Here is a 26,100-nt window from a genome sequence, read left to right as displayed (position 1 = left end):
CACGCTTCCCATTGCGTGTGGTTTGCGTGTGGTTTGCGTGTGGTCGCAGCCCCTCCGAGAGGGGCGCTTTTCATCCTGGGGCTGCCCGGCGATGAAAAAAGCCATGGCTCTGACGAGCCATGGCTGTTCGGTTCAATGCCTGCGTCGCTTATTTGCCGCTATCGGGCAATGCGTAGGCAATCACGTAGTCACCGCGGTCGGGCGACTGGCGGGCACCACCGGCCGAGATCACCACGTATTGCTTGCCTGTCTTGGGCGACTTGTAAGTCATGGGTCCACCCTGGCTGCCCACGGGCAGGCGGCTCTTCCAGATTTCCTTGCCGGTGGCGCTATCCCAGGCGCGCAGATAGTAATCCTGCGTACCGGCAAAGAACACCAGACCGCCCTGGGTCGCCAGCGTGCCGCCCAGTGTGGGCAGGCCAACAGGCATGGGCATGCGCATCTTGATGCCCATGGGGCCTTGATCCTGCACCGTACCCACGGGCACCTGCCAGAGCACTTGCTGGGTCTTCATGTCGATGGCGGTCAGCGTGCCGAACGGAGGCTTCTGGCAAGGAATGCCCAGAGGAGACATGAAACGGTCCTTGATCACCGCGTAGGGAGTGCCTCCCAGCGGCACCTGACCCATGCCGGTGTTGGGCGCCTCTCCGCCGTCGGACAGCTTGTCCTTTTTCTGCTGGGGCATCATCTGCACCCACAGGCCCAGACGCATGTCGTTCACAAAGATCAGATGGTTGCCTGGATCCGCAGACAGGCCGCCCCAGTTCATGCCGCCCAGCGAACCCGGGAAGCTCAGCGACACATCGGTGCCAGGCGCAGTGAACAGGCCTTCATAGCGCATGGACTTGAACTTGATGCGGCAGATCAGCTGATCCACCGGCGTCGCGCCCCACATATCGGCTTCGGTCAAGGTCTTGGTGCCGATCTGCGGCATGCCCACGGACAGGGGCTGGGTCGGGGCATACTTTTCGCCGGGAATATGACCAGGCTTGACGGCAATGTCTTCCACCTTGGTCAGCGGCTTGCCGCTGTGGCGGTCCAGCACAAAGATCTGACCGGCCTTGGTACCGACCACCAGCGCTGGGGTCGTGTTGCCATCGTGCAAAGGGAAATCGATCAGCGTGGGAGCCATGGGAAGGTCGAAGTCCCACAAGTCGTTGTGCACGGTCTGGTACACCCATTTTTCCTTGCCCGTGGCGGCATCCAGCGCGAGGATGGAAGCACCGTACTTCAGGTCCGCTGCAGAGCGCGTGGCGCCATACAGGTCCACCGAAGCCGATCCCATGGGCAGGTACACGGTATTGGAGCTCGGGTCGTAGGTCGTTCCCGCCCAGACATTGGCCGATGAGCGGGTGTAGGTCTGGCCGGGCTTGAGCACTTCATTGGGCGTGGCCGAACCGGAGTCGAACGCCCAGCGCTGTGCACCGCTCACCACATCAAAGCCGCGGATCACGCCACCGGGCATGTCCACTTGCACGTTGTCAGCCACGCGACCGCCGACCACCACCGTGGTGCCGGCCACCGTGGGGGCCGATGTCAGGGTGTAGAAGGCGGGATTGGAGACATTGCCAATGCCCTGCTTGAGGTCGACCACGCCGTGATCGCCAAACTCGCCGCACAACTCGCCGTTGTCTGCGTTGATGGCAAACAAACGTGCATCGATGGTGTTCATCAGGATGCGGCGCTTGCAGGCGGCGCCAGCAGGCAGGCTCACCGCCTGTACAGGAGTCGATCCCGGCACGCTGGGCTGAGCCAGTGCGGCATCCGCATCAAAGTAGGCCAGTCCGCGGCAGCGCTCCCACACGCCGCCCACATGGGAGTTGGTGTCATGGCGCCACAGTTGCTTGCCGGTGTCGGCGTCGAGCGCAATCACATTGTTGCTGGGGGTGCAGACAAACACCTTGTCGCCCACCTGCAGCGGTGTGGTCTGGTCCTCAGCGCCAGCGCCTGTGGACTTGGGTACGTCGCCGGTGCGGAAGGTCCAGGCCACCTGCAGCTGGTTCACGTTGTCCACGTTGATCTGATCCAGCGCGGCAAAGCGGTCATTGCTGCTGCTGTTGCCGTAATGGCTCCAGTCCTTTTGCTCGCTGGCCGCATCCACGGGCTTGCGTGCCACGGCAGACTGGGCCTGCACCTCGGGGTGAATCTGGAACATGGACACAAAGGCCGCCATGCCAGCCACCAGCATGACCGCCGCTGCAGCAAATGGTGCCTTGCTGGACGAGGCCTTGCCCGGCTCGCCGGCCTTGCGCAGCAAGGGCATGCTGGCCAGCACCGCCACGGCAGCAAAGGTCAGCGCCAGCAGACGCGAAATCAGACTCCAGTAATCCAGACCGACTTCGGCCAGCGCCCACAGCACGGTCGCGCCGAAAGTGCTCAGGTAAAACCATGCGCCGCTCCTGCGGCGGCGAACCATTTGCACGCCGGACAGCAGCAGACCCAGACCCGCCAGCAAAAAGTACCAGCTGCCGCCCAGGCTGATGAGCTTGCCACCGCCTATCAAGAAGAACAGGCCGGCAAGCACCAGCGCCGCCCCCAGAACCCAGAGCCAGATGCGCGCGGCCAAGGGCTGCGCCTGCTCCCGATGTGTCATATCGAACCTCGAACTGTATGAGCCTGCACGCGCCCCGTCATCCGGCTGCACTCAGGCATTTTTTGAAATGAGAAAAAAAGTCCATTGTTGTGAGAAATAAAGTCCATCGCTTGCAAACGTGTACCAGGAGTTTCAGGAATCTCTGAAATTTCCATTTCCACGCAGAAGTCAGGGCAACAAAAAAGGCCGCAGATGCGGCCTTTGGAGAGAGGGCGAAACGCCTTATTTGCGACGCTGCAGCCAGGCGATAAGCTCGCCCATGATGCCCTTGCGGAACAGCAGCACACACAGCACGAAGATCAGGCCAGTGACAATGGTGACCGATTCTCCCAGCGTGCCAAACCATTCCACTCCCGTGGCGTGCGCAAGAAAGGTACCAAACTCGCCGATCTTGTTTTCCAGCGCCACCACGACGGCCGAGCCCAGCAAGGGACCCGACAACGTGCCCAAGCCCCCCATCAGCGTCATCAAAATCACGTGACCGGAAGTGGTCCAGTGCACATCGGACAAGGTCGCAAAGCCCAGCACCAGGGTCTTGAGCGAACCTGCCAGACCGGTGAGCGCGGCAGAGATCACAAAGGCCAGCAGCTTGAAGCGGTTGACGTCGTAGCCCAGCGAGATGGCTCTCGGCTCGTTCTCCTTGATGGCCTTGAGTACCTGTCCGAACGGCGAGTGAATGGTGCGCACGATGAGCAGAAAAGCCGCCGCCACGATGATCAGCGCCACGTAGTACATGACCATATCGCTGCTCAGATCGATCACGCCGAACAGCTTGCCGCGCGGCACGCCCTGCAGGCCGTCTTCACCGCCGGTGAACTTGGCCTGCAGCGCCACGAAGAACAACATCTGCGCCAGCGCCAGCGTGATCATGGAGAAGTAGATGCCCTGGCGGCGAATGGCCAGCCAGCCGAAGATCAGGCCCAGCAGAGCGCCGACCACCGTGCCCAGCAGCATGCCGATTTCGGGCGTGACGCCCCAGGCCTTGATGCTGTAGCCCGCCACGTAGGCCGCGCCGCCCAGAAACGCGGCATGACCAAAGGACAGCAGACCCGTATAGCCCAGCAAGAGATTGAAGGCCGAAGCAAACAGTGCAAAGCACATCAGCTTCATGACAAAAACGGGGTAGGCACCGAGGAAGGGCGCGACGATCAGGCCCAGCAGCAGCAGGCCGTAGCCCACGGGGGCAATGCGTTGAACAAGCGTCTTGGATTTCATGTCGTGCCCCTCTTATTTTTCTTTACCGAACAAGCCAGCGGGGCGAATCAGCAAAACGATGACCATGATGAAAAACACGACGGTGGACGATGCTTCAGGCCAGAAAACCTTGGTCAGTCCTTCGATGACACCCAGCGCCAGACCGGTGAGGATGGAGCCCATGATCGAGCCCATGCCGCCAATCACCACCACGGCAAACACCACGATGATGAGGTTCTGGCCCATCAGCGGCGTGACCTGGTAGACCGGCGCGGCCAGCACGCCGGCAAAGGCCGCCAGCGCCGCGCCGAAGGCATAGGTCAGCGTGATCATTACAGGCACGTTGACGCCGAACGCCTCGACCAGACGCGGGTTTTCGGTGCCGGCACGCAGATAGGCACCGATGCGCGTCTTCTCGATCACAAACCAGGTTGCCACGCACACCACGATGGAAGCCACGACCACCCAGGCACGGTAATTGGGCAGGATCATGAAGCCCAGATTGGTCGCGCCTTCGAGCAGCTCTGGCGTGTCATAGCCCAGGCCCGAGACACCATAGACGGAGCGGAACACCCCCTCGATCAGCAGCGACAGCCCCAGCGTCAGCAGCAGGCCGTAGAGGTGATCGAGCTTGTAGATCCAGCGCAGCAAGAAGCGCTCGATCAACACCCCCAGAATCCCCACCAGCACCGGCGACAGGATCAGCATCACCCAGTAGTTGATGCCGAAATAGCTCATGGCCATCCAGGTGCACATGGCCCCCAGCATGAACAGGGCGCCATGCGCAAAGTTGATGACATTGAGCAGGCCGAAGATCACGGCCAGGCCCAGACTCAGAATTGCGTAGAACGAACCGTTGACCAGCCCCAGAAGGAGCTGGCTCATCAGGCCGGGCAATGAAACGCCGAAGATTTCCATGAGAGATACGCTGGTGAGGGTGAGGTGTGCATCAAACCGGTAGCGCCATTACTTCCAGAGCGCGCACTTGGTTTCGGCCTTGGTGGTCCAGACCGTATCAGCAGGCAACTTGGTCAGCACCTTGAGGTAGTCCCAGGGCTTGGTGGATTCGCTGGGCTTCTTGGCCTCTACCAGGTACATATCGTGGGCAAACGTGCCGTCGGGACGGATCACGCCCTTGCCGTAGAAGTCGTTGATGGGCGTGCTCTTGAGGTGGGCCATCACCTTGTCGGCATTGGTGGTCTTGACCGCTTCGACGGCCTTCAGATAGTTCATCACGGCCGAGTAGTCAGCGGCCTGCACATCGGTAGGCATGCGCTTGGTCTTGGCAAAGAACTTGTTGGCGAACTTGCGCGATTCGTCGTTCATGTCCCAGTACCAGCTGGTGGTGTGCAGCAGGCCTTCGGTGTTCTTCAGACCCAGGCTGTGGATGTCGGTCAGGAAGACCAGCAGGCCGGCGGTCTTCATGGTCTTGTTGATGCCGAACTCCTTGGCAGCCTTGATGGCATTGATGGTGTCGCCGCCCGCATTGGCCAGACCCAGGATATGGGCCTTGGAGCTTTGCGCCTGCAGCAGGAAGGAGGAGAAGTCCGAGGCATTGAGCGGGTGCTTGACCGAGCCCAGCACCTTGCCGCCCTTGGCATTGATGACCTTGGTGGTGTCTGCCTCCAGAGCTTGGCCGAAGGCATAGTCGGCTGTCAGGAAGAACCAGTCCTTGCCGCCGCGATCCACCACGGCACCGCCCGTGCCCTTGGCCAGGGCCACGGTGTCGTAGGCGTAGTGCACGGTATAGGGGTTGCACTGCTCGTTGGTCAGCGCGGAAGAGCCCGCGCCGCTGTTGAAGTGCACGCGCTTTTTCTCGTTGGCGATCTGGGAAACCGCCAGTGCAGTGCCGGAGTTGGTGCCGCTGAAGACCATGGAGATACCCTGCGTATCAATCCATTCGCGCACCTTGGAGGCAGCGATGTCGGCCTTGTTCTGATGGTCTGCGCTGACCAGCTCGATGGGCTGGCCCAGGGCCTTGCCGCCGAAGTCGTCGATTGCCATCTGCATGGCGACCGCACCGTTCTTGCCCTCCACGTCGGCGTACAGGCTGGACATATCGGTGACGAAACCGATCTTCACCTTTTCCTGGGCCTGGGCCAGAGGGCTGGACAGACCGGCCACGGCCAGCATGCACGAGAGAACGCTCAGTTTTGCTTTCATCTTTATCTCCACGGGTTGGGTCTTTGTTGTGAACGAATGGGAATTGCTTGCAGGCTCAGACGCCCAGCAGCTCGTTGAGCACGGACATCTTCTCGTCCAGTTCGCTGGCTCCGAAGCGCAAGGCGACATGGCCGTGCTCGACCACATAGAAGCGGTCGGCCAGCGGCGCGGCAAAGCGGAAGTTCTGCTCCACCATCACCACGGTGTAGCCCTTTTCGCGCAGCGTGGTGATCATGCGAGCCAGGGTCTGGACGATGACGGGGGCCAGACCTTCGGAAATCTCATCGAGCAGCAACAGGCGCGCGCCCGTGCGCAGAATGCGCGCCACAGCCAGCATCTGCTGCTCGCCGCCCGACAGGCGTGTGCCCTGGCTGTTCCTGCGCTCATAGAGATTGGGGAACATCTGGTAGATCTCGTCGATGCTCATCCCCGGCTTGCCGGTCTTGAGCGGCGGCGGCAGCATCAGGTTCTCCTCGCAGGACAGGCTGGAGAAAATGCCGCGCTCCTCGGGGCAGTAGCCCACGCCCAGGTGGGCGATCTTGTGCGTGGGCATGTGAATGGTTTCCACGCCGTTGATCCTGATCGAGCCCTTGCGCGAGCCGGTCAGTCCCATGATGGCGCGCAGCGTGGAAGTGCGCCCCGCGCCATTGCGGCCCAGCAGTGTCACCACCTCGCCTGGGTTCACCACCAGATCCATGCCATGCAGCACATGGGACTCGCCATACCAGGCATTGAGTCCCGAAATTTCCAGCGCCGGAGTACTTGTCTTATTCATTGTTCATCTGATCTCAAAACTGGCACGAACCCAAGTCAGAAACACCAAGCAAGGGCCGCCCCGCAGCGATGGTGTTGTCCCCCTCAGGGGCAAGCCGCGTGAGCGGCACAGAGGGGAGCATTCAATGCGCCCCCTGCAGTTGCCCGTCCGTGGTCCCCATATAGGCTTCCATCACCTGCGGATTGCGCGAAACCTCTTCGTAGCGACCTTCGGCCAAAACGGCGCCGCGCTGCAGCACGGTGATGCGATCGGCGATGGTGGCGATCACCTTCATGTTGTGCTCCACCATCAAAATGGTGCGGCCGGCAGAGACCTTCTTGATGAGCTGCGTCACACGGTCCACGTCCTCGTGGCCCATGCCCTGCGTGGGTTCGTCCAGCAGCATCAGCTCGGGCTCCATGGCCAGCGTGGTGGCAATCTCCAGGGCGCGCTTGCGACCATAGGGCAGGTTCACGGTCACTTCATCGGCCAGATCCTGCAGACCGACTTCGGTCAGCAACTCCATGGCGCGGTCATTGAGCTGATTGAGCGTTTTTTCGCTGGTCCAGAACTGGTAGGCCGTGCCCAGCTTGCGCTGCAGGCCGATGCGCACGTTCTCCAGCAAGGTGCAGTGCGGAAAGACGGCGGAAATCTGAAACGAGCGAATCACGCCGCGCCGCGCAATCTGCGCCGGCGCCTCGCGGGTAATGTCCACCCCGTTGAACTGAATGCTCCCGGAAGTGGGCTCCAGAAACTTGGTCAGCAGATTGAAGCAAGTGGTCTTGCCCGCGCCATTGGGTCCGATCAGCGCGTGGATGGAGCCACGCTGCACGGCCAGATCCACCTTGCTGACGGCGGTAAAGCCTTTGAACTCTTTGGTGAGTTGCCTGGTTTCGAGAATAAGGTCGCTCATGCGCTGGCCGTCAGTCCTGAATGCTGCAAAACAAAGAGGGGAGCAACTTGCTGTGCTTCCTCTGCCTGAGCGGCATCTTGGTCTTTCATGCTGCAGTGCCGCAGCGGGAAACTCCTAGGAATGAAGAGCCGCCGGACTTATGCTTTCCCTAATCCCTCATAAAACAAATAGCAACAGCAGAAGTAACTGCAAACTTCAAACTCATCGCAACTGCAAGTCAAGCCAGAGACGGCGGCATCCGCAGGAATGACAGCATCCACTTCGAAGTCTCCAAAAAGCTTATGCCTTATATATATTGCGCTATCAATATTAATAAGATCGGGCGAAATGTATCCCCATGGCACAGCGCTCCCCAGATTGGCCCTGATGCCGTAAACCCTGAGTCGCTCAATTCCCACTGGAGTAACTAGGTTACTAGCCCAATGCCCGCAAATATGCTTGCCATTTGTCGCCCTAAAAAACCTGGGGCGACAAAGATCAAGCATATCGCTATCAATTTAAAAGCTTATGACGCTTTCCCTATATGAGTTTCATATTCTTTTATCTTTGAAACACATACCTATTGGTCGATAGAAGCTATCAAATTATTTGGCCACCGGCGTATGAAGCCATGTCCAAGAAACCGGCTGCACTGCTCTTGAGTTCCTTCGTGAAAACGCATGGAATAAAACCCCTTGCAGAACTGTTTACTGCAGGTCAACCACAAGGAGAGACCTTATGTTTCGCATCGCTTCTCTGACGCTAGCTTCCGCCGCCCTGCTGGCTGCCTGCTCGACCGGCTCGGTCACTTCGGCAAAATCCCCTGCCACCACCCTCAATGGCGTGCTGGTAGGTCCGACCCAGATGACGCTTTATGTCTTTGACAAGGATGCAGCAGGCTCCGGCAAAAGCGTCTGCAACGGCGGCTGCGCCACCAACTGGCCTCCTTTGATGGCCCCCGCGAATGCGGCGCCGATCGGCGACTGGGGCGTGGTGATGCGCGACGACGGCAGCAAGCAATGGGCTTACAAGGGCCGCCCGCTCTATCACTGGGCCAAGGATGCCAAGCCCGGCGACATGACGGGTGACGGCTTCCTCAACAATAGCTGGCATGTTGCCAAGCCTTGAGTGAAGGTCGACGCCGCCCTGGTCCATATTCCCCGCCTGCGCCGCTATGCGCGTGCGCTGGCGGGAGATGCTGCACTGGCAGACGATCTGGTGCAGGACACCCTGGAGCGAGCCTGCCAGAAGTGGGACTTGTGGCAGCCGCCAGCAGCCGCCTCGATCGAGCAGGTGCAAAAGGCCTTGCTCAGCTGGCTGCTGACCTTGATGCACAACCTCTACGCCAATCAGTGGCAGCAGTCGTCGCGGCATCGCATGGTGGCGCTTGATGAGGCGCAGGACACGCCCCACGACCCCATGCCCAGACTGGCGCTGCAGCTGGATCTGGAGCGGGCCCTGTCCCATCTCACGCCGCAGGCACGCGAGGTGCTGCTGCTGATCGGCATGGAGCAGTTCAGCTATGGCGAAGCCGCGCAGATGCTGGGCGTTCCCGTAGGAACGGTGATGTCGCGCCTCTCGCGCGCCCGCGAGCAACTCAGGCGCCTCATGGAAGGAGAAAGACCCGCGACGACCGTGTTGAGGGCTGTCAAATGAAGGAAAGTGCAATGACACTCCAGCGCCCCGATGAAACCACGCTGCATGCCTGGGTGGATGGAGAGTTGCAGCCCGATGCCGCTGCGGCCGTGGCGCAATGGCTGGCTGAACATCCCGAAGAGGCAGCGCGCATGGCCGCCATCCAGGCCCAGAACGCAGGCCTTCAGGCCCTGCATGCGCAACTGCTCGATGAGCCGGTCCCAGCCCGACTTATCCGCCCCCTGCAAAAGCCGGCGCTGCAGTGGCGCTGGCCACATGCGCTGGCCGCCGGCATCATGCTCAGCGTAGGCCTGGGGCTTGGCTATGGTGCAGGCCAGCAAAGATCAGGCTCACTGCCAACCGACACGGCCGTGCAGTTGCCGGGCTTTGTCCGCGAGGCAGCGGCTGCCCATGCCGTCTATGTGCCCGAGCAGCGCCACCCCGTCGAGGTCGCGGTGCAGCAGCAGGCGCATCTGGTGCAGTGGCTGTCCAAGCGGCTGGGCGTTGCGCTCAAGCCCCCGGTGCTGGAGGCCCAGGGCTTTCACCTCATGGGCGGGCGGCTGCTGCCAGGAGAGAGCGGCCAGGCCCGCGCCCAATTCATGTACGAGGATCAGGCCGGCCAGCGCGTCACTCTGTATGTCTCGGTGCTCAAACCCGGGACGACAGCCACCTCCGCCCCCGCCTCCTTTGAATGGAGCAGCGACGGTGCAAGCCATGGTTTCTACTGGATCGACGGCCGGCAAGGCTATGCCTTGAGCGCCTCCTTGCCGCGCGAGCGCCTGCAGACTCTGGCCAACGCGATTTATCAGCAACTGAGCTGAAGCGACAGCCCCTAGCGTCGAGCAAGTGAGAGTGAGAGTGAGAGTCTGGGCTTATTGCAGGCTGCCGCTGCCGCCTTCGCCGCTGGCCGACTCGGGCAAGGCCAGGGGCAGAACGCCAATGCCCTCTTCCAGCAGTTCCATGGCCTCCTGGGCACTGGTCTGGCCGCGAATGGCGCGTTCCTCGGTTTCGCCGTAGTGAATGCGGCGTGCCTCTTCGGCGAATTTCTTGCCCACATCCTCACTGCTTTGCGCGACCTTGCGCGACCACTGCATCCAGGCGGCCTGCATGGACTGCAGATGCGCACGCGCTTCGGCACTGATTTCAGGGCTGGTGGCGGCAAGTGCTGGCGCTGCAGCAGGGGCCGTCTGCAAGGCCCGGGCAGTTTTTGGCGGCTGTGCGCCCAGGTTGATGCGGGGAGCACTCAAGCGCTTGGTCACATCGCTGTCGCCACAGACAGGACATTGCACCAGCTGGCGCTGCAGCTGATTCTGAAAATCATCTTCCGAAGCAAACCAGCCTTCGAAGACATGGCCTGCTGGGCAGTGAAGATCAAGCACTTTCATGGCGCCACTCAACCCTTGCGGTGAACCAGATAGCGATAAACGAAGCCGGGAAATGCCAGCGTCAGAAACAGCGTAGCAGTAATGGCATAGAACTCCCAGCCTTGGGGAGATATCTGGCCGGCGCGGCGCTCCAGCAGCAAGCCCAGGCCGCCTACCAGCAGATACAGGGCAATCATTTCCAGCAGACGCACCCACAGCGGCTTGCGACCGGCCATGACGGGTCCGACAATGCCCAGACGCTGGTTGATAAAAGGCAAATTGGCTGCCACAAGGGCAGCCAAGATGATGAGCCAGATAGAGGCGGTTATAGACACAAAGCCATTCCTAGAAAAAGCGATGAGGGCATCGAGCCCTCATCACATTCGTCTTATCAGGAAGCCAGGGCACGCACAACGGCGTCAGCGCACAAGGCCATCAGACCGCCGGGCAAGATACCCAGCAGCAGAACCAGCGCACCGTTGATCGTCAGCACAACGCGCACATCCAGAGGAGCAGACACGCTGGTAGCAGTGATTGGAGCATCAAAGTACATGACCTTGACCACGCGCAGGTAATAGAAGGCGCCGATCAGCGACATGATCACGGCAAACACGGCCAGACCGATGTACAGGCTGCTGCCCGAAGCAACCAGTGCCTGCAGCACGGACAGCTTGGCGTAGAAGCCGACCAGCGGAGGAATACCGGCCATGGAGAACAGGCAGATCGCCATCACGCCGGCGTACAGCGGGCTGCGCTGGTTCAGGCCGGCCAGATCGGCGATCTCTTCGCTTTCAAAGCCTTCACGGGCCAGCAGCAGGATCACGCCGAAGGAAGCCAGGGCGGTCAGCACATAGGTCACGATGTAGAACATCGCCGAGCTGTAGGCGTTTTCGACGGTGGCAGGGTCCACCTTGCCGTCCACCACACCCGACATCAGACCCAGCAGCACAAAGCCCATCTGGGAAATCGTCGAGTAAGCCAGCATGCGCTTGAGGCTGGTCTGCTGCAGACCGGCCAGGTTACCGATGAGCAGCGAGCAGACGGCCAGAACCATCAGCATCTGCTGCCAGTCGATGGCCAGCGGCAGCAGGCCGTCCACCAGCAGGCGGATGGTCATGGCAAAGGCAGCCAGCTTGGGCGCGCCGCCGATCAAGGCGGTGATGGCGGTAGGTGCACCCTGGTAAACGTCGGGCACCCACATGTGGAAGGGAACCACCCCCAGCTTGAAGGCCAGACCGGCGACCACGAAGACCAGACCGAAGACCAGCACCTGGTGCTTGATTTCACCGGAATTGATGGCCTTGAAGACTTGTCCGACATCCAGCGAACCGGTAGCGCCATAGAGCATGGACATGCCGTACAGCAGGAAGCCGGAAGCCATGGCCCCCAGAACGAAGTACTTCATGGCGGCTTCGACGGACACGGTGTGGTCGCGGCGCAGAGCCACCAGCGCATAGCTCGACAGTGTCAGCAGCTCCAGGCCCAGATACAGAACCAGGAAGTTGTTACCGCTGATCATGATGAACATGCCCAGCAGGGCCAGCATGGACAGTGTGAAGAACTCACCGCCGCGCAGCATGTCGCGCTCGGCCGCATATGGGCGGCCATAGACCATGGTGATCATCACGGCGATGGTGGCAAAGCACTTGAGCCAGTTGCCCATGGCGTCCGAGACAACCATGTTGCCCCAGCCGTAGAAGGTGTTGCCGCTTGCGGCGTACATGCCTTGCATCACCGCCACGACAAGCAGGGTGAGCATGGTCAGAACATAGGTGCCGGTGCGACGGGCGCTCTTGACGCCCAGGTCCACCAAGGCAATGACGCAGGCCATGACCAGGAGTGTGATCTCCGGGTAGATCGCCAGCCAGCTGATGTTGTCAATCATCTCGTGTCTCTCGTTTCAGTCTGGTCAGTTGAGCTTGCTCACAGCCACATGCTTGATGAGCTCTGCCACAGACACATCCATCACATCGGTGAAGGGCTTGGGATACAGACCCATGACCAGCACGGCCGCGGCCAGCAGGCCAAGCACCAGGAATTCGCGGCAGTTGATGTCCTTGAGCTCAGCCACATGGTCGTTGGCTACGGCACCCAGGTACACGCGCTTGTACATCCACAGGGTGTAGGCAGCGCCGAAGATCAGAGCGGTTGCAGCGCCCAGACCAATCCAGAAGTTGTATTGCACGGCACCCAGGATCACCATCCACTCGCCGACAAAACCGGCGGTTGCAGGAAGACCGCAGTTGGCCATGGCGAACAGCAGGGCAAAGGCAGCGAACTTGGGCATGGTGTTGACCACACCGCCGTAAGCGGCGATTTCGCGCGAGTGAACGCGGTCGTACAGCACGCCGATGCACAGGAACATGGCGCCGGACACGAAACCGTGGGCAATCATCTGCACCAGGCCACCGGAGATGCCCAGGTTGTTGAACATGAAGAAGCCCAGGGTCACAAAGCCCATGTGAGCCACGGACGAATAAGCCACCAGCTTCTTCATGTCCTTTTGCACCAGAGCCACCACACCCACGTAGATCACGGCAATCAGCGACAGCGTGATCATCAGGCCCGACCACTCATGCGCCGCATCAGGAGCAATGGGCAGAGAAAAGCGCAGGAAACCATAGGCACCCAGCTTCAGCATGATGGCGGCCAGCACGGCGGAACCGCCGGTAGGGGCTTCAACGTGAACGTCGGGCAGCCAGGTGTGGACCGGGAACATGGGCACCTTCACCGCAAAAGCGGCGAAGAAGGCGAAGAAGATCAGCGTCTGCGCGGTACCGGACAGGGGCAGCTTGTGCCAGTCCAGGATCTCGAAGCTGCCGCCCGACTGGGTGTACAGATAGATCAGAGCGACCAGCGTGAGCAGCGAGCCCATCAAGGTGTACAGGAAGAACTTGAAGGCTGCGTAGATCTTGTTCGGACCACCCCAGATACCGATGATCAGATACATCGGGATCAGAGTCGCTTCGAAGAATACGTAGAACAACATGCCGTCCAGGGACGCGAACACACCGATCATCAGACCCGACAGGATCAGGAAAGCGGCCATGTACTGGTTGACGCGCTCGGTGATGTTGGCCCAGGAGGCGATCACCACGATGACGGTGATGAAGGCCGTCAGCGGCACGAACCACATGGAGATGCCATCCACGCCCAGGTGGTAGTGGATGTTGAAGCGCTCGATCCAGAGCGCGTTCTCCACAAACTGCATATTGGCAGTCGTGGTGTCGAAGCCGGTGACCAGAGGAATGGTCACCGCAAAACCGATCAGCGCACCGATCAGTGCCAGCCAGCGCACCGCGTTGGCCTGCCCTTCTTTGCTGAAGGCCAGCAGGAGGGCGCCAAAAGCAATCGGCACCCAGATAGAAAGACTCAACAAACCCATTTTTGTTCTTCCCCTACTACTTGTTGAGCCACACGAAGTACGTCATGAGGGCAACGATACCCAGCAGCATGACCAACGCGTAGTGATAGAGATAGCCTGTTTGCAGGCCGCGCACCCACTGACCCAACTTGGCCATGAGCTTCCAGGAGCCGTTCACGATGGCGCCATCGATGATGGCCTGATCGCCAGCCTTCCAGAAGAAGGTACCGAAAGCACGGGAGCCGCGGGCGAAGATGTTCTCATACACCCAGTCCACGCCGTACTTGCCTTCCAGAACCTGGTAGAGACCAATCTTCTTGGAGAAAGCCATGATGGCGGCAGGAATCTCGGGTTTGACCATGTAGAACACATAGGACACCACCACACCGGCCAGAGCCAGCCAGAACGGTGCAGCCGTGAAGCCGTGCAGCGCCATGGGTACCCAGCCGTGGATCTTCTCGGCCAGTTCGGCCATGGCGCCATGCTTGGAGCCATCGACGTGGATCACGCCCTTGAAGAAGTCGCCAAACAGCATGGGCATCAACGCAATCGCACCGATCACCACCGAAGGAATGGCCAGCAGCACCAGAGGACCGGTCACCACCAGAGGCGACTCGTGGGGCTTGGCATCGTGGCCATGGCCGTGGTCATCATGACCGTGGTGGTCATCATGGTGGGCATCGGGGTTCTGGTCGTAGCGCTCCTTGCCGTGGAAGACGATGAAGTACAGACGGAAGGAGTAGAAAGCCGTGATGAACACACCGGCCAGCACTGCAAAATTGGCAAAGCCGGCAGCAGGCAGGTTGGAAGCATGAACCGCCTCGATGATCGCGTCCTTGGAGTAGAAGCCCGAGAAGAACGGCGTGCCGATCAGTGCGAGATTACCCAGCAGGAAAGTGATCCAGGTGATGGGCATGTACTTGCGCACGCCGCCCATCCAGCGGATGTCCTGATTGTGGTGCATGCCCATGATGACGGAGCCGGCACCGAGGAACAGCAGCGCCTTGAAGAAGGCGTGGGTCATCAGGTGGAACACGGACACCGAGTAGGCCGACACACCCAGAGCGATGGTCATATAGCCCAGCTGGGACAGCGTGGAGTACGCGATCACGCGCTTGATGTCGTTCTGGATGATGCCCAGGATACCCATGAACAGCGCTGTGATGGAGCCGATCACCAGGATGAAGTTCAGCGCAACATCCGACAGCTCATACAGAGGAGACATGCGCGACACCATGAAGATACCGGCCGTCACCATGGTCGCCGCGTGAATCAGCGCGGAGATAGGTGTGGGGCCTTCCATGGAGTCCGGCAGCCAGGCGTGCAGCGGGAACTGGGCCGACTTGCCCATCGCGCCGATGAACAGGCAGATGGCAGTCACGGTCACCAGCAACCAGCCCGTACCGGGCAGCTGGGTGTTCTGGATCTCTGGCAGCTTGGCGAAGATTTCAGAGTAGTTCAGCGTGCCGGTGTAGGCAGCGATCAGGCCGATACCCAGAATGAAGCCAAAGTCACCCACGCGGTTGACCAGGAAGGCCTTCAGGTTCGCGAAGATGGCCGTGGGCTTCTTGTAGTAAAAGCCGATCAGCAGATAGGACACCAGACCCACGGCTTCCCAGCCGAAGAACAGCTGCAACAGGTTGTTGCTCATCACGAGCATCAACATGGAGAAGGTGAACAGCGAGATATAGGAGAAGAAACGGTTGTAGCCGTCATCTTCTTCCATGTAGCCCATGGTGTAGATGTGAACCATCAGCGACACAAAGGTCACCACGCACATCATCATGGCCGTGATGGAGTCGATCAGGAAACCGACTTCCATCTTCAGGCCACCGACAACCATCCAGGTGTAGATGGTTTCGTTGAACTTTGCGCCGTCGAACACGACAGCCTTGAACGTGAGGGCCGACAGAACGAAGGCCAAGAGCACGCTCAGAATCGTCAGGGAACTGCTGCCAGTGCGACCAATCTTGTTGCCGCCAAAGGCCGTGCCCCAGATACCCGCGAGTGCGGAGCCGACCAGCGGTGCCAACGGCACCGCAAGCAGCATGGATGCAGAAAGGGTTTGACTCATTTCTTGAGAACCTTGCAAGTTACGGCGGACTCAACCCTTGAGGGCGTTGAGATCTTCCGCATCGATGCTTGTCTTGTTACGGAACAGCAGCACCAAGATCGCCAGACCGATGGCCGATTCAGCAGCAGCCACTGTCAGGATGAAAAACACGAACACCTGGCCGTGCATGTCGCCCAGATAGCTGGAAAACGCGACAAAGTTCATGTTCACGGCCAGCAGCATCAGCTCGATGGCCATGAGCAAGACAATCAGGTTCTTGCGGTTCAGAAAGATGCCAACCACGGAGAGTGCAAACAGCATGGCACCCAGCGTCAGGAAGTGGCCCAAAGTCAGCGTCATGCTTTTGTCTCCACAGCAGGCGCTGCAGCCACGGCTTCAGCGTCAGGTTTTTGTGCAGGCTTGGTGCTGTCGACCTTGACCAGCTTGATGCGGTCAGAGGCGCGTACACGAATTTGATCTGCAGGGTTCATGGCCTTGCTGTCCTTGCGCTTGCGCAGCGTCAGGGCAATTGCGGCAATCATGGCCACCAGCAGGATCACGGCCGCAATTTCCACGGGATACAGGTATTCCGTGTACAGCAGCTTGCCCAGAGCCTGTGTGTTCGAGTAAGGAACAGTCTGGCCGGCTGCATTGACCATGGTCGCACCAACAGCCTTGGCGTCTTCGACGTCGCCGAAACCGCCCATGAGCACCATGCCCATTTCAAAGGCGATCAGCACACCGATCAGGGCGGCGAAGGGGAAATGCTTCCAGAAGCCGCGGCGCATGGAGTCGATACGGATATCGAGCATCATCACCACGAACAGGAACAGCACCATCACAGCGCCCAGATAGACCAGCACCAGAGCGATGCCGAGGAATTCAGCCTTGAGCAGCAGCCAGATGGCAGCCGCTTGCGAGAAGGCCAGAATCAGATTGAGCACGGCGTGCACAGGGTTGCGAGCCGTGACAACCCGGAAGGCTGCAAACAGCAGCACGACCGAGAACAGATAGAAAAAACCAGTTTTGGCGTCCATGGATCGAATCTTTTCAAGTGATCAAGGAGCCGCTTCAGCGGTACTTGGCATCTGCTGCCTTGTTGGCAGCGATCTCGGCTTCATAACGGTCACCCACTGCCAGGAGCATGTCCTTGGTGAAGTAGAGATCACCGCGCTTTTCGCCGTGGTATTCGAAGATGTGCGTCTCCACGATGGAGTCCACCGGGCAGCTTTCTTCGCAGAAGCCGCAGAAGATGCACTTGGTCAGATCGATGTCATAGCGCGTGGTACGGCGCGAGCCGTCGTCACGCACATCGGACTCGATGGTGATGGCCATGGCAGGGCACACGGCTTCGCAAAGCTTGCAGGCAATGCAGCGCTCTTCGCCGTTTTCGTAACGGCGCAGGGCGTGCAGACCACGGAAGCGTGGCGACTGAGGTGTTTTTTCCTCAGGGAACTGCACCGTGATCTTGCGACGGAAGGTGTAGCGACCAGTCAGGGCCATGCCCTTGGCCAGTTCCCAGAGCATGAAGCTCTTGAGGAAATCCTTGAAGGAGAAAGGTGTTGCAGCTACTGCAGACATACGTACTCCGCTTATTTCCAGATGTTCCAGGGCGAGTACAGCCAAGCACCCACAACCACCAGCCACACCAGGGTGACGGGAATGAAGATCTTCCAACCCAGACGCATGATCTGGTCATAACGGAAGCGCGGGAAGGTAGCGCGAATCCAGATGAAGCACGACACCACCAAGAAGGTCTTGATCGCCAGCCAGATCCAACCGGGGATGAAACCCAGGAAGTCGAACGGAGGCAACCAGCCGCCCAGGAACATGATCACGGCCAGGATGGAGACCAGCCACATGCTCGCGTATTCGGCCAGGAAGAAGACCGCAAAGCCCATGCCCGAGTACTCGACCATGTGACCGGCCACGATTTCGGCTTCACCTTCGACCACGTCAAACGGGTGACGGTTGGTTTCGGCAACGACCGAGATCAGGTAGACGATGAAGATAGGCAGCAGCGGCAGCCAGTTCCAGGACAGGATGCTCATGCCCATGGATGCGAACTGGCCTTGACCCTGGCTCATCACGATGGCCGAGAGGTTCATGCTGCCCGTGACCATGATGACCACCAGGAAGCAGAAGCCCAGCGCGATTTCGTAGCTCACCATCTGAGCGGAGGCGCGCAGCGCGCCCAGGAAGGCGTACTTGGAGTTGGAAGCCCAGCCCGCAATGATCACGCCATAGACTTCGATGGAAGTGATGGCCATCAGCAGCAGCAGGCCCGCGTTCACGTTGGCCAGGGCTACATCGGGAGCAAAGGGAATCACCACCCAGGCCGCCAGGGCGGGCATGATGGCCATGACGGGGCCCACATAGAACAGGCCCTTGGCAGCTGCCGTGGGCTGAATCAGCTCCTTGGTCAGCAGTTTCAGGCCGTCAGCCAGAGGCTGCAGCAGACCCGACGGACCCACGCGGTTGGGGCCCAGACGGATTTGCATGAAACCCAGCAGCTTGCGTTCCCACAATGTGAGGTAGGCCACGGCACCCATCAGGGGAGCCACGATGGCCACGATGCCGAGCAGAATCCAGATGACGGGCCAGGCCACATCGGTCCAGAAAGGAGCGGCGGACAGGCCCGCGCCCCAGGCTTTCAATGCGTCGATCATGCGGCGCCTCCCTCACGAACCTGACGAGCGTCAGCCGTCAATTGCAGCGACGTAGCGCGGCGCACGATGCTGTCGAGCTGGTAAATGCTGGCGACTGCAGGCGCAGTCACATTGCCGGCGGGCACTGCGCTCACGGCCTGGGCCGCATTGCTCAGCACATTGGCAGGCACTTGGGCAGCGCCGCCAGTGGCCGCAGCGAGCACGTCTTGCGACGTCTCATAGTCCACGCCCGGCACACCCATCAGATTGGCCAGCACGCGCAGCACCTTCCATGCAGGACGCGTGTCGGCCAGAGGCTTGACCACGGCGTGGAAGCTCTGCAGACGGCCTTCGGCATTGACAAAGCTGCCCGAGGTTTCCGTGAACGGAGCAATGGGCAGCAGCACATCGCTGAATTCGAGGTTGGCCTTGAAGGGGCTCAGTGTCACCACCATCTCGGCCTTGTTCAGACCGGCGATGGCGGCCTTGCCGGCAGCGCTGTCGAACTCTGGCTCGTTGTTCAGCAAGATGGCAGCCTTGAGGCCACCGTCAATCATTTGAGCCGCATTCAGACCGTTGCCAGCAGGCATGGCCTTGACCCATTGCGCGCCCACGGTGTTGGCGGCTTCGGTCAGATAGCCCACGGCGGCGCCGGTCTGCTCGGCAACCCAGTTGGCCAGAGCCAGCAGTGCGGAAGCCTGGGCATGGTGCGCTGCGGCATTGCCCAGCAGAACCGCCTTTTGCTCGCCAGCCAGCAGGGCAGCGGCAATCGCCTTGGCTTCGTCATGGACCTGACCGGCCACCGGAGCCGTCACGCCCTTGGCCTCGGCCACAGCGGCGGCCACATCGGCCAGGGCCTGAGCCCAGTCGCCGGCAGCGACCACCGATGCGTTGACAGGCAAGGCCCAGTCATAGACGCGATCGTTGATGGCGAAGACCTTGCAGCCCTTCTTGGCAGCCTGGCGAATGCGCTGTGCGAACAGCGGATGGTCCTTGCGCAGGTTGGAGCCCACGATCAGAGCCGACTGCAGATTGCTCAATGCAGCGATGGGCAGACCCAGCCACTGAACGCCTTGCGTGGCAGTGAACTCGGCATTGCGCAGACGGTAGTCGATGTTCTCGCTACCGATGCCGCGCACCAGCTTGCCAGCCAGGAACAGCTCTTCCACTGTGCTGTGAGGGCTGACCAGAGCGCCGATGGTGCTGGCACCATGGTTGCTCTTGATCTGCTGCAGGCCGTTGGCCACATATTCCAGAGCGGTCTGCCAGTCGACTTCCTTCCACTCGCCGCCCTGCTTGAGCATGGGCTTGGTGAGGCGTTCGTCGCTGTTCAGCGCTTCGTAGGAGAAGCGGTCGCGGTCGGCAATCCAGCATTCGTTGACTTCTTCGTTCTCGAAGGGCACAACGCGCATGACCTTGTGGTTCTTGACCTGAACGATCAGGTTGGAGCCTGTGGAGTCGTGAGGAGCCACCGACTTGCGGCGCGACAGCTCCCAGGTACGGGCGCTGTAGCGGAAGGGCTTGCTGGTCAACGCGCCCACGGGGCAGATGTCGATCATATTGCCCGACAGCTCGGAGTCCACGCTGTCGCCCACCACGGTGGTGATCTCGGAGTGCTCGCCGCGGTGAATCATGCCCAGTTCCATGACGCCGGCCACTTCCTGGCCAAAGCGCACGCAACGTGTGCAGTGAATGCAGCGGCTCATTTCCTCCATGGAAATCAGCGGCCCCACGTTCTTGTGGAACACCACGCGCTTTTCTTCTTCGTAGCGCGAAGAGCTGCTGCCATAACCCACTGCCAGATCCTGGAGCTGGCATTCGCCGCCCTGGTCGCAGATGGGGCAGTCCAGTGGGTGATTGATGAGCAGGAACTCCATCACCGACTGTTGTGCCTTGATGGCCTTCTCGCTCTTGGTGCGCACGATCATGCCCTGCGTCACTGGCGTGGCGCAGGCGGGCATGGGCTTGGGAGCCTTTTCCACATCCACAAGGCACATGCGGCAGTTGGCCGCAATGGATAGCTTCTTGTGGTAGCAGAAGTGAGGAATATAGGTGCCGGCCTTCTCGGCTGCATGCATGACCATGCTGCCTTCCGTCACCTCGACCTTTTTTCCGTCCAGTTCAATTTCAACCATATGCTTGTCTCGCGATCAGGCGCTCATGCAGCCTGTTTGGAAGCGTTCTGGATCTTCGCTTCGAACTCGTGGCGGAAGTGCTTGATCATGGCGCGAACCGGCATGGCTGCCGCGTCGCCGAGCGCACAGATCGTGCGGCCCATGATGTTCACGGATACCGAGTCCAACAGCTCGATATCTTCCGGACGGCCTTCGCCGTGCTGAATACGGTTCACCACGCGCCACAGCCAGCCCGTGCCTTCACGGCAGGGCGTGCACTGGCCGCAGGACTCGTGCGAATAGAAGTACGACAGACGCAGCAGGCACTCGACCATGTCGCGCGAATCATCCATCACGATCACGGCGCCCGAACCCAGCATGGAGCCGGCCTTGGAGATGGAGTCATAGTCCATCGTGCAGTCCATGATGATGTCGGCAGGCAGCACGGGCGACGAAGAGCCGCCGGGGATCACTGCCTTGAGCTTGCGACCGGTACGCACACCGCCCGCCAGCTCCAGCAGCTTGCTGAAAGGCGTGCCCATGGGGACTTCGTAGTTGCCGGGCAGGTTCACGTCGCCGCTGACCGAGAAGATCTTGGTGCCGCCGTTGTTGGGCTTGCCGCATTCCAGATAGGCCTGGCCACCGTTGCGGATGATCCAGGGAACGGCCGCAAAAGTCTCGGTGTTGTTGATGGTCGTGGGCTTGCCGTACAGGCCGAAGCTGGCGGGGAATGGCGGCTTGAAGCGGGGCTGGCCCTTCTTGCCTTCCAGCGATTCCAGCAGCGCGGTTTCTTCGCCGCAGATATAGGCGCCAAAGCCATGGTGGGCATGCAACTGGAAGCTGAAGCTGCTGCCCAGGATGCTGTCACCCAGATAACCGGCCGCGCGGGCTTCTTCCAGGGCTGCCTCGAAGCGCTCATAGACTTCGAAGATTTCGCCGTGGATGTAGTTGTAGCCAATGCTGATGCCCATCGCGAAAGCGGCAATGATCATGCCTTCGATCACGATGTGCGGGTTGAACATCAGAATGTCGCGGTCCTTGCAGGTACCGGGTTCGCCCTCATCGGAGTTGCAGACCAGATGCTTCTGACCGGGAAACTGGCGGGGCATGAAGCTCCACTTCAGACCCGTGGGAAAGCCCGCACCACCGCGGCCGCGCAGGCCGGATTCCTTGAGCGTCGCGATGACCTGATCTTGCGTCAGGCCCTCGCCGCCGTCCTTGCCCAGCAGCTTGCGCAGGGCCTGATAGCCGCCGCGTGCTTCGTAGTCCTTGATGGACCAGTTGCTGCCGTTCAGATCTGCATAGATCTGGGGGTTGATGTGGCGGTCGTGGAAGCAGGTTTCGGTGCCGGTCGATGCGAACTTGGCCAGCACGGCATTGGCGGCAGGATTGTTCAGAATCGTGCTCATGCCTTGCCCTCCGCTGCGCGCAGGCCGTCGACCAGCTCGTCGAGCTTTTCATTGCTCATGAAGCTGCACATGCAACGGTCGTTGACCAGCATCACGGGCGAATCGGCGCAGGCGCCCAGGCACTCGGACTGCTGCAGTGTGAACAGGCCATCCTTGGTGGTCTCACCCATCTTGATGCCCAGCTTGTGCTCCAGGTGGTGCAAGGCCTTGTAGCCGTCACGCAGCTGGCATGGCAGATTGGTGCAGACATTGAGCTTGTACTTGCCAACGGGTTGTTGGTTGTACATGTTGTAGAAAGTGGTGACTTCGTGCACCGCAATCTCGGCCATGCCCAGAACTTCGGCAATCACTGCCTCGCTTTCCTGGCTGACCCAGCCCTGCTCCTGCTGCACGATAGACAGGCAAGCCATGACGGCAGACTGTTTCTGGTCAGCCGGATACTTTGCCACCTCACGCGCAAAGCGTTCTCTGGTCGCTTCGGTAATCATCGGTCAACGTCTCCAAACACGATGTCCAGGGTACTGAGCACCATCACGGCGTCAGCCAGCATATGGCCACGGCTCAGTTCATCGAGAGCAGCCATGTGCGCAAATCCTGGTGGACGAATCTTCAGTCGATAGGGCTTGTTGGCACCATCGCTGATCAAATAAATGCCGAACTCACCCTTGGGATGCTCGACGGAAGCATAAGCCTCGCCTTCGGGAACCTTGAAGCCTTCGGTAAAGAGCTTGAAATGGTGAATCAGCTCTTCCATGTTGGACTTCATGGCTTCACGGCTTGCGGGCGCAACCTTGTGATTGTCCGTGATCACCGGGCCGGGATTGACACGCAGCCAGTCCACGCATTGCTTGATGATCTTGTTGGACTCGCGCATCTCGGCCATGCGAACCAGATAGCGGTCGTAGCAGTCGCCCGTGGCACCCACTGGAATATCGAAGTCCAGCTTGTCGTAGACCTCGTAGGGTTGGGTCTTGCGCATGTCCCAGGGCAGGCCCGAGGCGCGCAGCATGGGACCGGTCAGGCCCAGATTGATGGCGCGCTCTGCAGACACCACGCCGATGCCGACGTTACGCTGCTTCCAGATACGGTTGTCGGTCAGCAGGGTTTCGTACTCGTCCGCACACTTGGGGAAGCGCTGCGTGAAAGCGTCGATGAAGTCCAGCAGCGAGCCCTTGCGGTCCTCGTTCATGGCCTCCATGGAGCGCACATTGCGTACCTTGCTGGCCTTGTACTGAGGCATGCTGTCCGGCAGGTCGCGATACACACCACCGGGACGGAAGTAAGCCGCGTGCATGCGCGCACCCGATACGGCTTCGTACATGTCCATCAGCGCTTCACGCTCGCGGAAGCTGTAGATCAGGATGGTCGAGCTTCCGGCATCGTTGCCCGAGGAACCCAGCCACATCAGGTGATTCATGATGCGGGTGATTTCCGAGAACATCACACGGATGTACTGAGCGCGGATAGGCACTTCGATGCCCATCAGTTTTTCAATGGCCAGGCAGTAAGCGTGCTCGTTGCTCATCATCGAGCAGTAATCCAGGCGGTCCATATAGGGCAGCGACTGGATATAAGTCTTGCTTTCGGCCAGCTTTTCGGTCGCGCGGTGCAACAGACCGATGTGCGGGTCGGCGCGCTGCACCACTTCGCCATCGAGCTCCAACACCAGACGCAGCACACCGTGCGCTGCCGGGTGCTGCGGACCAAAGTTCAGGGAATAGTTCTTGATTTCAGCCATGGTCTTCCGTCAAAAGGCGACGTGCGCCTTTAGTGCAGGCCTCCGCCGTAGTTTTCTTCACGAATGATGCGAGGCGTGATTTCGCGCGGCTCGATCGTGACGGGCTGGTACACCACACGTTTCTGTTCGGCGTCGTAGCGCATTTCCACGTGGCCGGACACAGGGAAATCCTTGCGGAACGGATGGCCGATGAAGCCATAGTCGGTCAGGATGCGACGCAGGTCTTCGTGACCTTCGAACACGATGCCGAACAGATCGAAGGCTTCGCGCTCGAACCAGTTGGCCGAGTTCCAGATGGGGTTGATTGAGGCCACCACGGGGAAGTCGTCATCTGCGCAGTACACACGCACACGCAGACGTTGGTTCAACGTCAAAGACATCAGGTGGGATACAACGGCAAAACGCGGACCGTCCTTGCCGACTTCCGCATAAGTGGAGTAGTCCACGCCGCACAGATCCAACAGCATCTCGAACTGGCAGTCCGGAGCATTGCGCAGAATCTGCATCACGTCCAGATACTTGTCAGCGGATACCTCCACCGTCACTTCGCCATAGGCCAGAGTGACGGAGCGCACCTTGTCACCCAAGGCAGCAGTAACCACATCCCGAAGCTTTTCGGGGTGAATCGCAATTGCAGTCATCTCAGCCCTTTAAACGCGAGCGATGGTGTGGGTACGACGAATCTTCTGCTGCAGCTGGATGATGCCGTAGATCAGCGCTTCCGCTGTCGGAGGGCAACCAGGCACATAGACGTCGACGGGAACAATGCGATCGCAACCGCGCACCACCGAGTAGCTGTAGTGATAGTAACCACCACCATTGGCACAGGAGCCCATGGAGATGACCCAGCGCGGCTCGGACATCTGGTCGTAGACCTTGCGCATCGCGGGAGCCATCTTGTTGCACAGCGTACCGGCAACAATCATCAGGTCAGAGTGGCGGGGGCTGGCACGGAACACTTCGGAGCCGAAGCGACCGATGTCATAGCGGGCAGCGGCTGCGTGCATCATCTCCACCGCACAGCAGGCCAGGCCAAACGTCATGGGCCAGATCGACCCTGTCTTGGCCCAGTTCACCACCGTGTCATAACTGGTGGTGACGAAGCCTTCCTTCATCACGCCTTCGATCATCGTGTTTCCTCAGAAAAGCTGCTTATTCCCAATCCAGGGCGCCTTTTTTCCACTCGTAGGCAAAGCCCACGACCAGAATGGCCAGGAAAATCAGGACAGCAACAAAACCCACGCCGCCGACATCTTTGAGTGCGACAGCCCAGGGCAGCAGAAATGCGATTTCCAAGTCGAACAGAATGAACAGGATGGCAACCAGGTAGTAGCGCACATCAAATTTCATTCGAGCGTCTTCAAACGCCTCGAAACCGCATTCGTAGGGGGAGTTCTTGGCAGCATCAGGGCGGTTGGGACCCAGCACGTAGCCGAGCACCAGGGGTACAACACCCACAGCCATGCCAATAAGAATGAACAGAAGAACGGGAAGGTACTGATCGATGTTCATCGAGTGGGCCTTGTTATGAAAACATGCCTCACCGATCACTGCCTGATCAGCAGGGCAGGTTTTTAGTTATGTGTTGGTGCCGTCGGCGAGACTCGAACTCGCACAGCTTTCGCCACTACCCCCTCAAGATAGCGTGTCTACCAATTCCACCACGACGGCTTCGTCTCAAAGTCCGGCAATCTCTGGAACCTTCGTTGCAAAGATTCTGATCCCCAGACAATCCCTAGATTCTAGCCTGAAAAACCCCACTCTTCGGGGTTCTTCAGGATTTTCTCAAATTATTTTGTTGGGATCTGGGCTGCACCCTCTGCAGGAGCAGCAGGAGGCACGGCAGCACCACCGGTAGTTGCTGGCGGCACATCGGCAGCAGGCGCAGGAGCCGACACCGGAGCAGCGCCTTCCAGCACACTACCCGAACTCACTGGGCGAGCGTTGCCCAGATAAGCCAGTGCCAGTGTCGACACGAAGAACACGGTGGCCAGAGCCGCCGTGGAGCGCGACAGGAAGTTGGCACTGCCCGAGGCGCCAAACAGGCTGCCCGACGAACCGCTGCCAAAAGAAGCCCCCATATCGGCACCCTTGCCGTGCTGCATGAGGATGAGGCCGATCATGCCCAGAGCGGCCAGCATCTGGACCGCGAGAATGACGCTGGAAAAGACGTTCATAT

Annotated in this window: 26 protein-coding genes and 1 tRNA gene; 3 read left to right on the top strand and 24 right to left on the bottom strand. The window is 59.9% G+C overall.

Features of this window, described 5'->3' with window-relative positions:
- Positions 1-148 precede the first annotated feature (148 nt).
- From P353_RS03215 to P353_RS03190, 6 genes are all read right to left on the bottom strand, one after another.
- Positions 149-2,593, bottom strand: a complete 2,445-nt coding sequence (locus P353_RS03215) for a membrane-bound PQQ-dependent dehydrogenase, glucose/quinate/shikimate family (RefSeq protein ID WP_034365090.1) — start codon at positions 2,591-2,593, stop codon at positions 149-151.
- Positions 2,594-2,815: 222 nt separating this feature from the next.
- Positions 2,816-3,808, bottom strand: coding sequence for a branched-chain amino acid ABC transporter permease (locus P353_RS03210; protein ID WP_034365087.1), 993 nt, complete (start codon positions 3,806-3,808; stop codon positions 2,816-2,818).
- A gap of 12 nt (positions 3,809-3,820) precedes the next feature.
- Positions 3,821-4,705, bottom strand: coding sequence for a branched-chain amino acid ABC transporter permease (locus P353_RS03205; RefSeq protein WP_003057801.1), 885 nt, complete (start codon positions 4,703-4,705; stop codon positions 3,821-3,823).
- A gap of 48 nt (positions 4,706-4,753) precedes the next feature.
- Positions 4,754-5,950, bottom strand: coding sequence for an ABC transporter substrate-binding protein (locus tag P353_RS03200; protein WP_003076472.1), 1,197 nt, complete (start codon positions 5,948-5,950; stop codon positions 4,754-4,756).
- Positions 5,951-6,005: 55 nt separating this feature from the next.
- Entirely contained in the window at positions 6,006-6,725 is a 720-nt protein-coding gene (locus tag P353_RS03195) for an ABC transporter ATP-binding protein (RefSeq protein ID WP_034365084.1), read from the bottom strand.
- Positions 6,726-6,846: 121 nt separating this feature from the next.
- On the bottom strand, positions 6,847-7,617 hold the full coding sequence (locus P353_RS03190) for an ABC transporter ATP-binding protein (RefSeq protein ID WP_034365081.1): 771 nt from the start codon (positions 7,615-7,617) through the stop codon (positions 6,847-6,849).
- Positions 7,618-8,334: 717 nt separating this feature from the next.
- Here P353_RS03190 and P353_RS03185 point away from each other — a divergent pair.
- Genes P353_RS03185 through P353_RS03175 form a run of 3 tightly spaced genes read left to right on the top strand, consistent with a single transcriptional unit; the run spans position 8,335 to position 10,052 of the window.
- On the top strand, positions 8,335-8,724 hold the full coding sequence (locus tag P353_RS03185) for a hypothetical protein (RefSeq protein ID WP_034365078.1): 390 nt from the start codon (positions 8,335-8,337) through the stop codon (positions 8,722-8,724).
- Positions 8,725-9,252 carry an RNA polymerase sigma factor gene (locus tag P353_RS03180; RefSeq protein ID WP_034365075.1) on the top strand — a complete coding sequence of 176 codons (528 nt, stop codon included), beginning with the start codon at positions 8,725-8,727 and terminating at the stop codon, positions 9,250-9,252.
- An 11-nt stretch (positions 9,253-9,263) separates the two neighbouring features.
- Positions 9,264-10,052 (top strand): anti-sigma factor family protein, encoded by a 789-nt coding sequence (locus tag P353_RS03175; RefSeq protein ID WP_034365507.1) that lies wholly within the window; start codon positions 9,264-9,266, stop codon positions 10,050-10,052.
- Between the two features lie 51 nt (positions 10,053-10,103).
- Here P353_RS03175 and P353_RS03170 read toward each other — a convergent pair whose 3' ends face one another.
- The 18 genes from P353_RS03170 to secG form a co-directional block, all read right to left on the bottom strand.
- Positions 10,104-10,616, bottom strand: a complete 513-nt coding sequence (locus tag P353_RS03170; RefSeq protein WP_034365073.1) for a DUF1178 family protein — start codon at positions 10,614-10,616, stop codon at positions 10,104-10,106.
- A gap of 8 nt (positions 10,617-10,624) precedes the next feature.
- Positions 10,625-10,930, bottom strand: a complete 306-nt coding sequence (locus P353_RS03165) for a DUF2818 family protein (RefSeq protein ID WP_003057814.1) — start codon at positions 10,928-10,930, stop codon at positions 10,625-10,627.
- Positions 10,931-10,986: 56 nt separating this feature from the next.
- Complete coding sequence (gene nuoN, locus P353_RS03160) at positions 10,987-12,480, bottom strand: NADH-quinone oxidoreductase subunit NuoN (RefSeq protein ID WP_034365070.1); 1,494 nt, start codon at positions 12,478-12,480, stop codon at positions 10,987-10,989.
- Between the two features lie 24 nt (positions 12,481-12,504).
- Positions 12,505-13,980, bottom strand: a complete 1,476-nt coding sequence (locus P353_RS03155) for an NADH-quinone oxidoreductase subunit M (protein WP_034365067.1) — start codon at positions 13,978-13,980, stop codon at positions 12,505-12,507.
- Positions 13,981-13,996: 16 nt separating this feature from the next.
- Complete coding sequence (nuoL, locus tag P353_RS03150; RefSeq protein ID WP_198529012.1) at positions 13,997-16,033, bottom strand: NADH-quinone oxidoreductase subunit L; 2,037 nt, start codon at positions 16,031-16,033, stop codon at positions 13,997-13,999.
- 30 nt (positions 16,034-16,063) lie between these two features.
- The gene (nuoK, locus tag P353_RS03145) at positions 16,064-16,372 is read right to left on the bottom strand and encodes an NADH-quinone oxidoreductase subunit NuoK (RefSeq protein ID WP_003057821.1); all 309 of its coding nucleotides are present in this window, start codon (positions 16,370-16,372) and stop codon (positions 16,064-16,066) included.
- On the bottom strand, positions 16,369-17,049 hold the full coding sequence (locus tag P353_RS03140; RefSeq protein ID WP_034365061.1) for an NADH-quinone oxidoreductase subunit J: 681 nt from the start codon (positions 17,047-17,049) through the stop codon (positions 16,369-16,371). The genes nuoK and P353_RS03140 overlap by 4 nt, the downstream gene beginning before the upstream one ends.
- 34 nt (positions 17,050-17,083) lie before the next feature.
- A complete protein-coding gene (gene nuoI, locus P353_RS03135; protein ID WP_003057824.1) occupies positions 17,084-17,593 on the bottom strand; it encodes an NADH-quinone oxidoreductase subunit NuoI in 510 nt (169 codons plus the stop codon).
- Positions 17,594-17,604: 11 nt separating this feature from the next.
- Entirely contained in the window at positions 17,605-18,681 is a 1,077-nt protein-coding gene (gene nuoH / locus P353_RS03130) for an NADH-quinone oxidoreductase subunit NuoH (protein WP_003057825.1), read from the bottom strand.
- A complete protein-coding gene (nuoG, locus tag P353_RS03125) occupies positions 18,678-20,795 on the bottom strand; it encodes an NADH-quinone oxidoreductase subunit NuoG (protein WP_034365059.1) in 2,118 nt (705 codons plus the stop codon). The genes nuoH and nuoG overlap by 4 nt, the downstream gene beginning before the upstream one ends.
- A gap of 23 nt (positions 20,796-20,818) precedes the next feature.
- Positions 20,819-22,183 carry an NADH-quinone oxidoreductase subunit NuoF gene (gene nuoF, locus P353_RS03120; protein ID WP_034365057.1) on the bottom strand — a complete coding sequence of 455 codons (1,365 nt, stop codon included), beginning with the start codon at positions 22,181-22,183 and terminating at the stop codon, positions 20,819-20,821.
- Entirely contained in the window at positions 22,180-22,671 is a 492-nt protein-coding gene (gene nuoE / locus P353_RS03115; protein WP_003057829.1) for an NADH-quinone oxidoreductase subunit NuoE, read from the bottom strand. The genes nuoF and nuoE overlap by 4 nt, the downstream gene beginning before the upstream one ends.
- Entirely contained in the window at positions 22,668-23,921 is a 1,254-nt protein-coding gene (locus tag P353_RS03110; RefSeq protein WP_003076498.1) for an NADH-quinone oxidoreductase subunit D, read from the bottom strand. The genes nuoE and P353_RS03110 overlap by 4 nt, the downstream gene beginning before the upstream one ends.
- Before the next feature lie 29 nt (positions 23,922-23,950).
- The gene (locus P353_RS03105; protein WP_034365053.1) at positions 23,951-24,562 is read right to left on the bottom strand and encodes an NADH-quinone oxidoreductase subunit C; all 612 of its coding nucleotides are present in this window, start codon (positions 24,560-24,562) and stop codon (positions 23,951-23,953) included.
- Positions 24,563-24,571: 9 nt separating this feature from the next.
- Positions 24,572-25,051: a NuoB/complex I 20 kDa subunit family protein gene (locus P353_RS03100; protein WP_003057832.1), complete on the bottom strand. Its 480-nt coding sequence runs from the start codon at positions 25,049-25,051 to the stop codon at positions 24,572-24,574.
- A 22-nt stretch (positions 25,052-25,073) separates the two neighbouring features.
- Positions 25,074-25,433 (bottom strand): NADH-quinone oxidoreductase subunit A, encoded by a 360-nt coding sequence (locus tag P353_RS03095; protein WP_003064381.1) that lies wholly within the window; start codon positions 25,431-25,433, stop codon positions 25,074-25,076.
- Between the two features lie 74 nt (positions 25,434-25,507).
- A tRNA-Leu gene (locus P353_RS03090) sits at positions 25,508-25,592 on the bottom strand.
- Between the two features lie 119 nt (positions 25,593-25,711).
- Complete coding sequence (secG, locus tag P353_RS03085) at positions 25,712-26,098, bottom strand: preprotein translocase subunit SecG (protein ID WP_034365050.1); 387 nt, start codon at positions 26,096-26,098, stop codon at positions 25,712-25,714.
- Positions 26,099-26,100 lie beyond the last annotated feature (2 nt).

Origin of the sequence: Comamonas testosteroni (assembly GCF_000761245.1) — a bacterium.
GTDB classification, from domain to species: Bacteria; Pseudomonadota; Gammaproteobacteria; order Burkholderiales; family Burkholderiaceae_C; genus Comamonas; species Comamonas testosteroni_C.
The sequence above is the reverse complement of the archived record's forward strand: the minus strand, read 5'-3'. Positions and strand labels throughout refer to the sequence as shown.

Bases quoted from the DNA above. Each gene is read 5' to 3' on its own strand.
- P353_RS03215 (WP_034365090.1), bottom strand. From the start codon at position 2,593: ATGACACATCGGGAGCAGGCGCAGCCCTTGGCCGCGCGCATCTGGCTC.
- P353_RS03210 (WP_034365087.1), bottom strand. From the start codon at position 3,808: ATGAAATCCAAGACGCTTGTTCAACGCATTGCCCCCGTGGGCTACGGC.
- P353_RS03205 (WP_003057801.1), bottom strand. From the start codon at position 4,705: ATGGAAATCTTCGGCGTTTCATTGCCCGGCCTGATGAGCCAGCTCCTT.
- P353_RS03200 (WP_003076472.1), bottom strand. From the start codon at position 5,950: ATGAAAGCAAAACTGAGCGTTCTCTCGTGCATGCTGGCCGTGGCCGGT.
- P353_RS03195 (WP_034365084.1), bottom strand. From the start codon at position 6,725: ATGAATAAGACAAGTACTCCGGCGCTGGAAATTTCGGGACTCAATGCC.
- P353_RS03190 (WP_034365081.1), bottom strand. From the start codon at position 7,617: ATGAGCGACCTTATTCTCGAAACCAGGCAACTCACCAAAGAGTTCAAA.
- P353_RS03185 (WP_034365078.1), top strand. From the start codon at position 8,335: ATGTTTCGCATCGCTTCTCTGACGCTAGCTTCCGCCGCCCTGCTGGCT.
- P353_RS03175 (WP_034365507.1), top strand. From the start codon at position 9,264: ATGACACTCCAGCGCCCCGATGAAACCACGCTGCATGCCTGGGTGGAT.
- P353_RS03170 (WP_034365073.1), bottom strand. From the start codon at position 10,616: ATGAAAGTGCTTGATCTTCACTGCCCAGCAGGCCATGTCTTCGAAGGC.
- nuoN (WP_034365070.1), bottom strand. From the start codon at position 12,480: ATGATTGACAACATCAGCTGGCTGGCGATCTACCCGGAGATCACACTC.
- P353_RS03155 (WP_034365067.1), bottom strand. From the start codon at position 13,980: ATGGGTTTGTTGAGTCTTTCTATCTGGGTGCCGATTGCTTTTGGCGCC.
- nuoL (WP_198529012.1), bottom strand. From the start codon at position 16,033: ATGAGTCAAACCCTTTCTGCATCCATGCTGCTTGCGGTGCCGTTGGCA.
- nuoK (WP_003057821.1), bottom strand. From the start codon at position 16,372: ATGACGCTGACTTTGGGCCACTTCCTGACGCTGGGTGCCATGCTGTTT.
- P353_RS03140 (WP_034365061.1), bottom strand. From the start codon at position 17,049: ATGGACGCCAAAACTGGTTTTTTCTATCTGTTCTCGGTCGTGCTGCTG.
- nuoI (WP_003057824.1), bottom strand. From the start codon at position 17,593: ATGTCTGCAGTAGCTGCAACACCTTTCTCCTTCAAGGATTTCCTCAAG.
- nuoH (WP_003057825.1), bottom strand. From the start codon at position 18,681: ATGATCGACGCATTGAAAGCCTGGGGCGCGGGCCTGTCCGCCGCTCCT.
- nuoG (WP_034365059.1), bottom strand. From the start codon at position 20,795: ATGGTTGAAATTGAACTGGACGGAAAAAAGGTCGAGGTGACGGAAGGC.
- nuoF (WP_034365057.1), bottom strand. From the start codon at position 22,183: ATGAGCACGATTCTGAACAATCCTGCCGCCAATGCCGTGCTGGCCAAG.
- nuoE (WP_003057829.1), bottom strand. From the start codon at position 22,671: ATGATTACCGAAGCGACCAGAGAACGCTTTGCGCGTGAGGTGGCAAAG.
- P353_RS03110 (WP_003076498.1), bottom strand. From the start codon at position 23,921: ATGGCTGAAATCAAGAACTATTCCCTGAACTTTGGTCCGCAGCACCCG.
- P353_RS03105 (WP_034365053.1), bottom strand. From the start codon at position 24,562: ATGACTGCAATTGCGATTCACCCCGAAAAGCTTCGGGATGTGGTTACT.
- P353_RS03100 (WP_003057832.1), bottom strand. From the start codon at position 25,051: ATGATCGAAGGCGTGATGAAGGAAGGCTTCGTCACCACCAGTTATGAC.
- P353_RS03095 (WP_003064381.1), bottom strand. From the start codon at position 25,433: ATGAACATCGATCAGTACCTTCCCGTTCTTCTGTTCATTCTTATTGGC.
- secG (WP_034365050.1), bottom strand. From the start codon at position 26,098: ATGAACGTCTTTTCCAGCGTCATTCTCGCGGTCCAGATGCTGGCCGCT.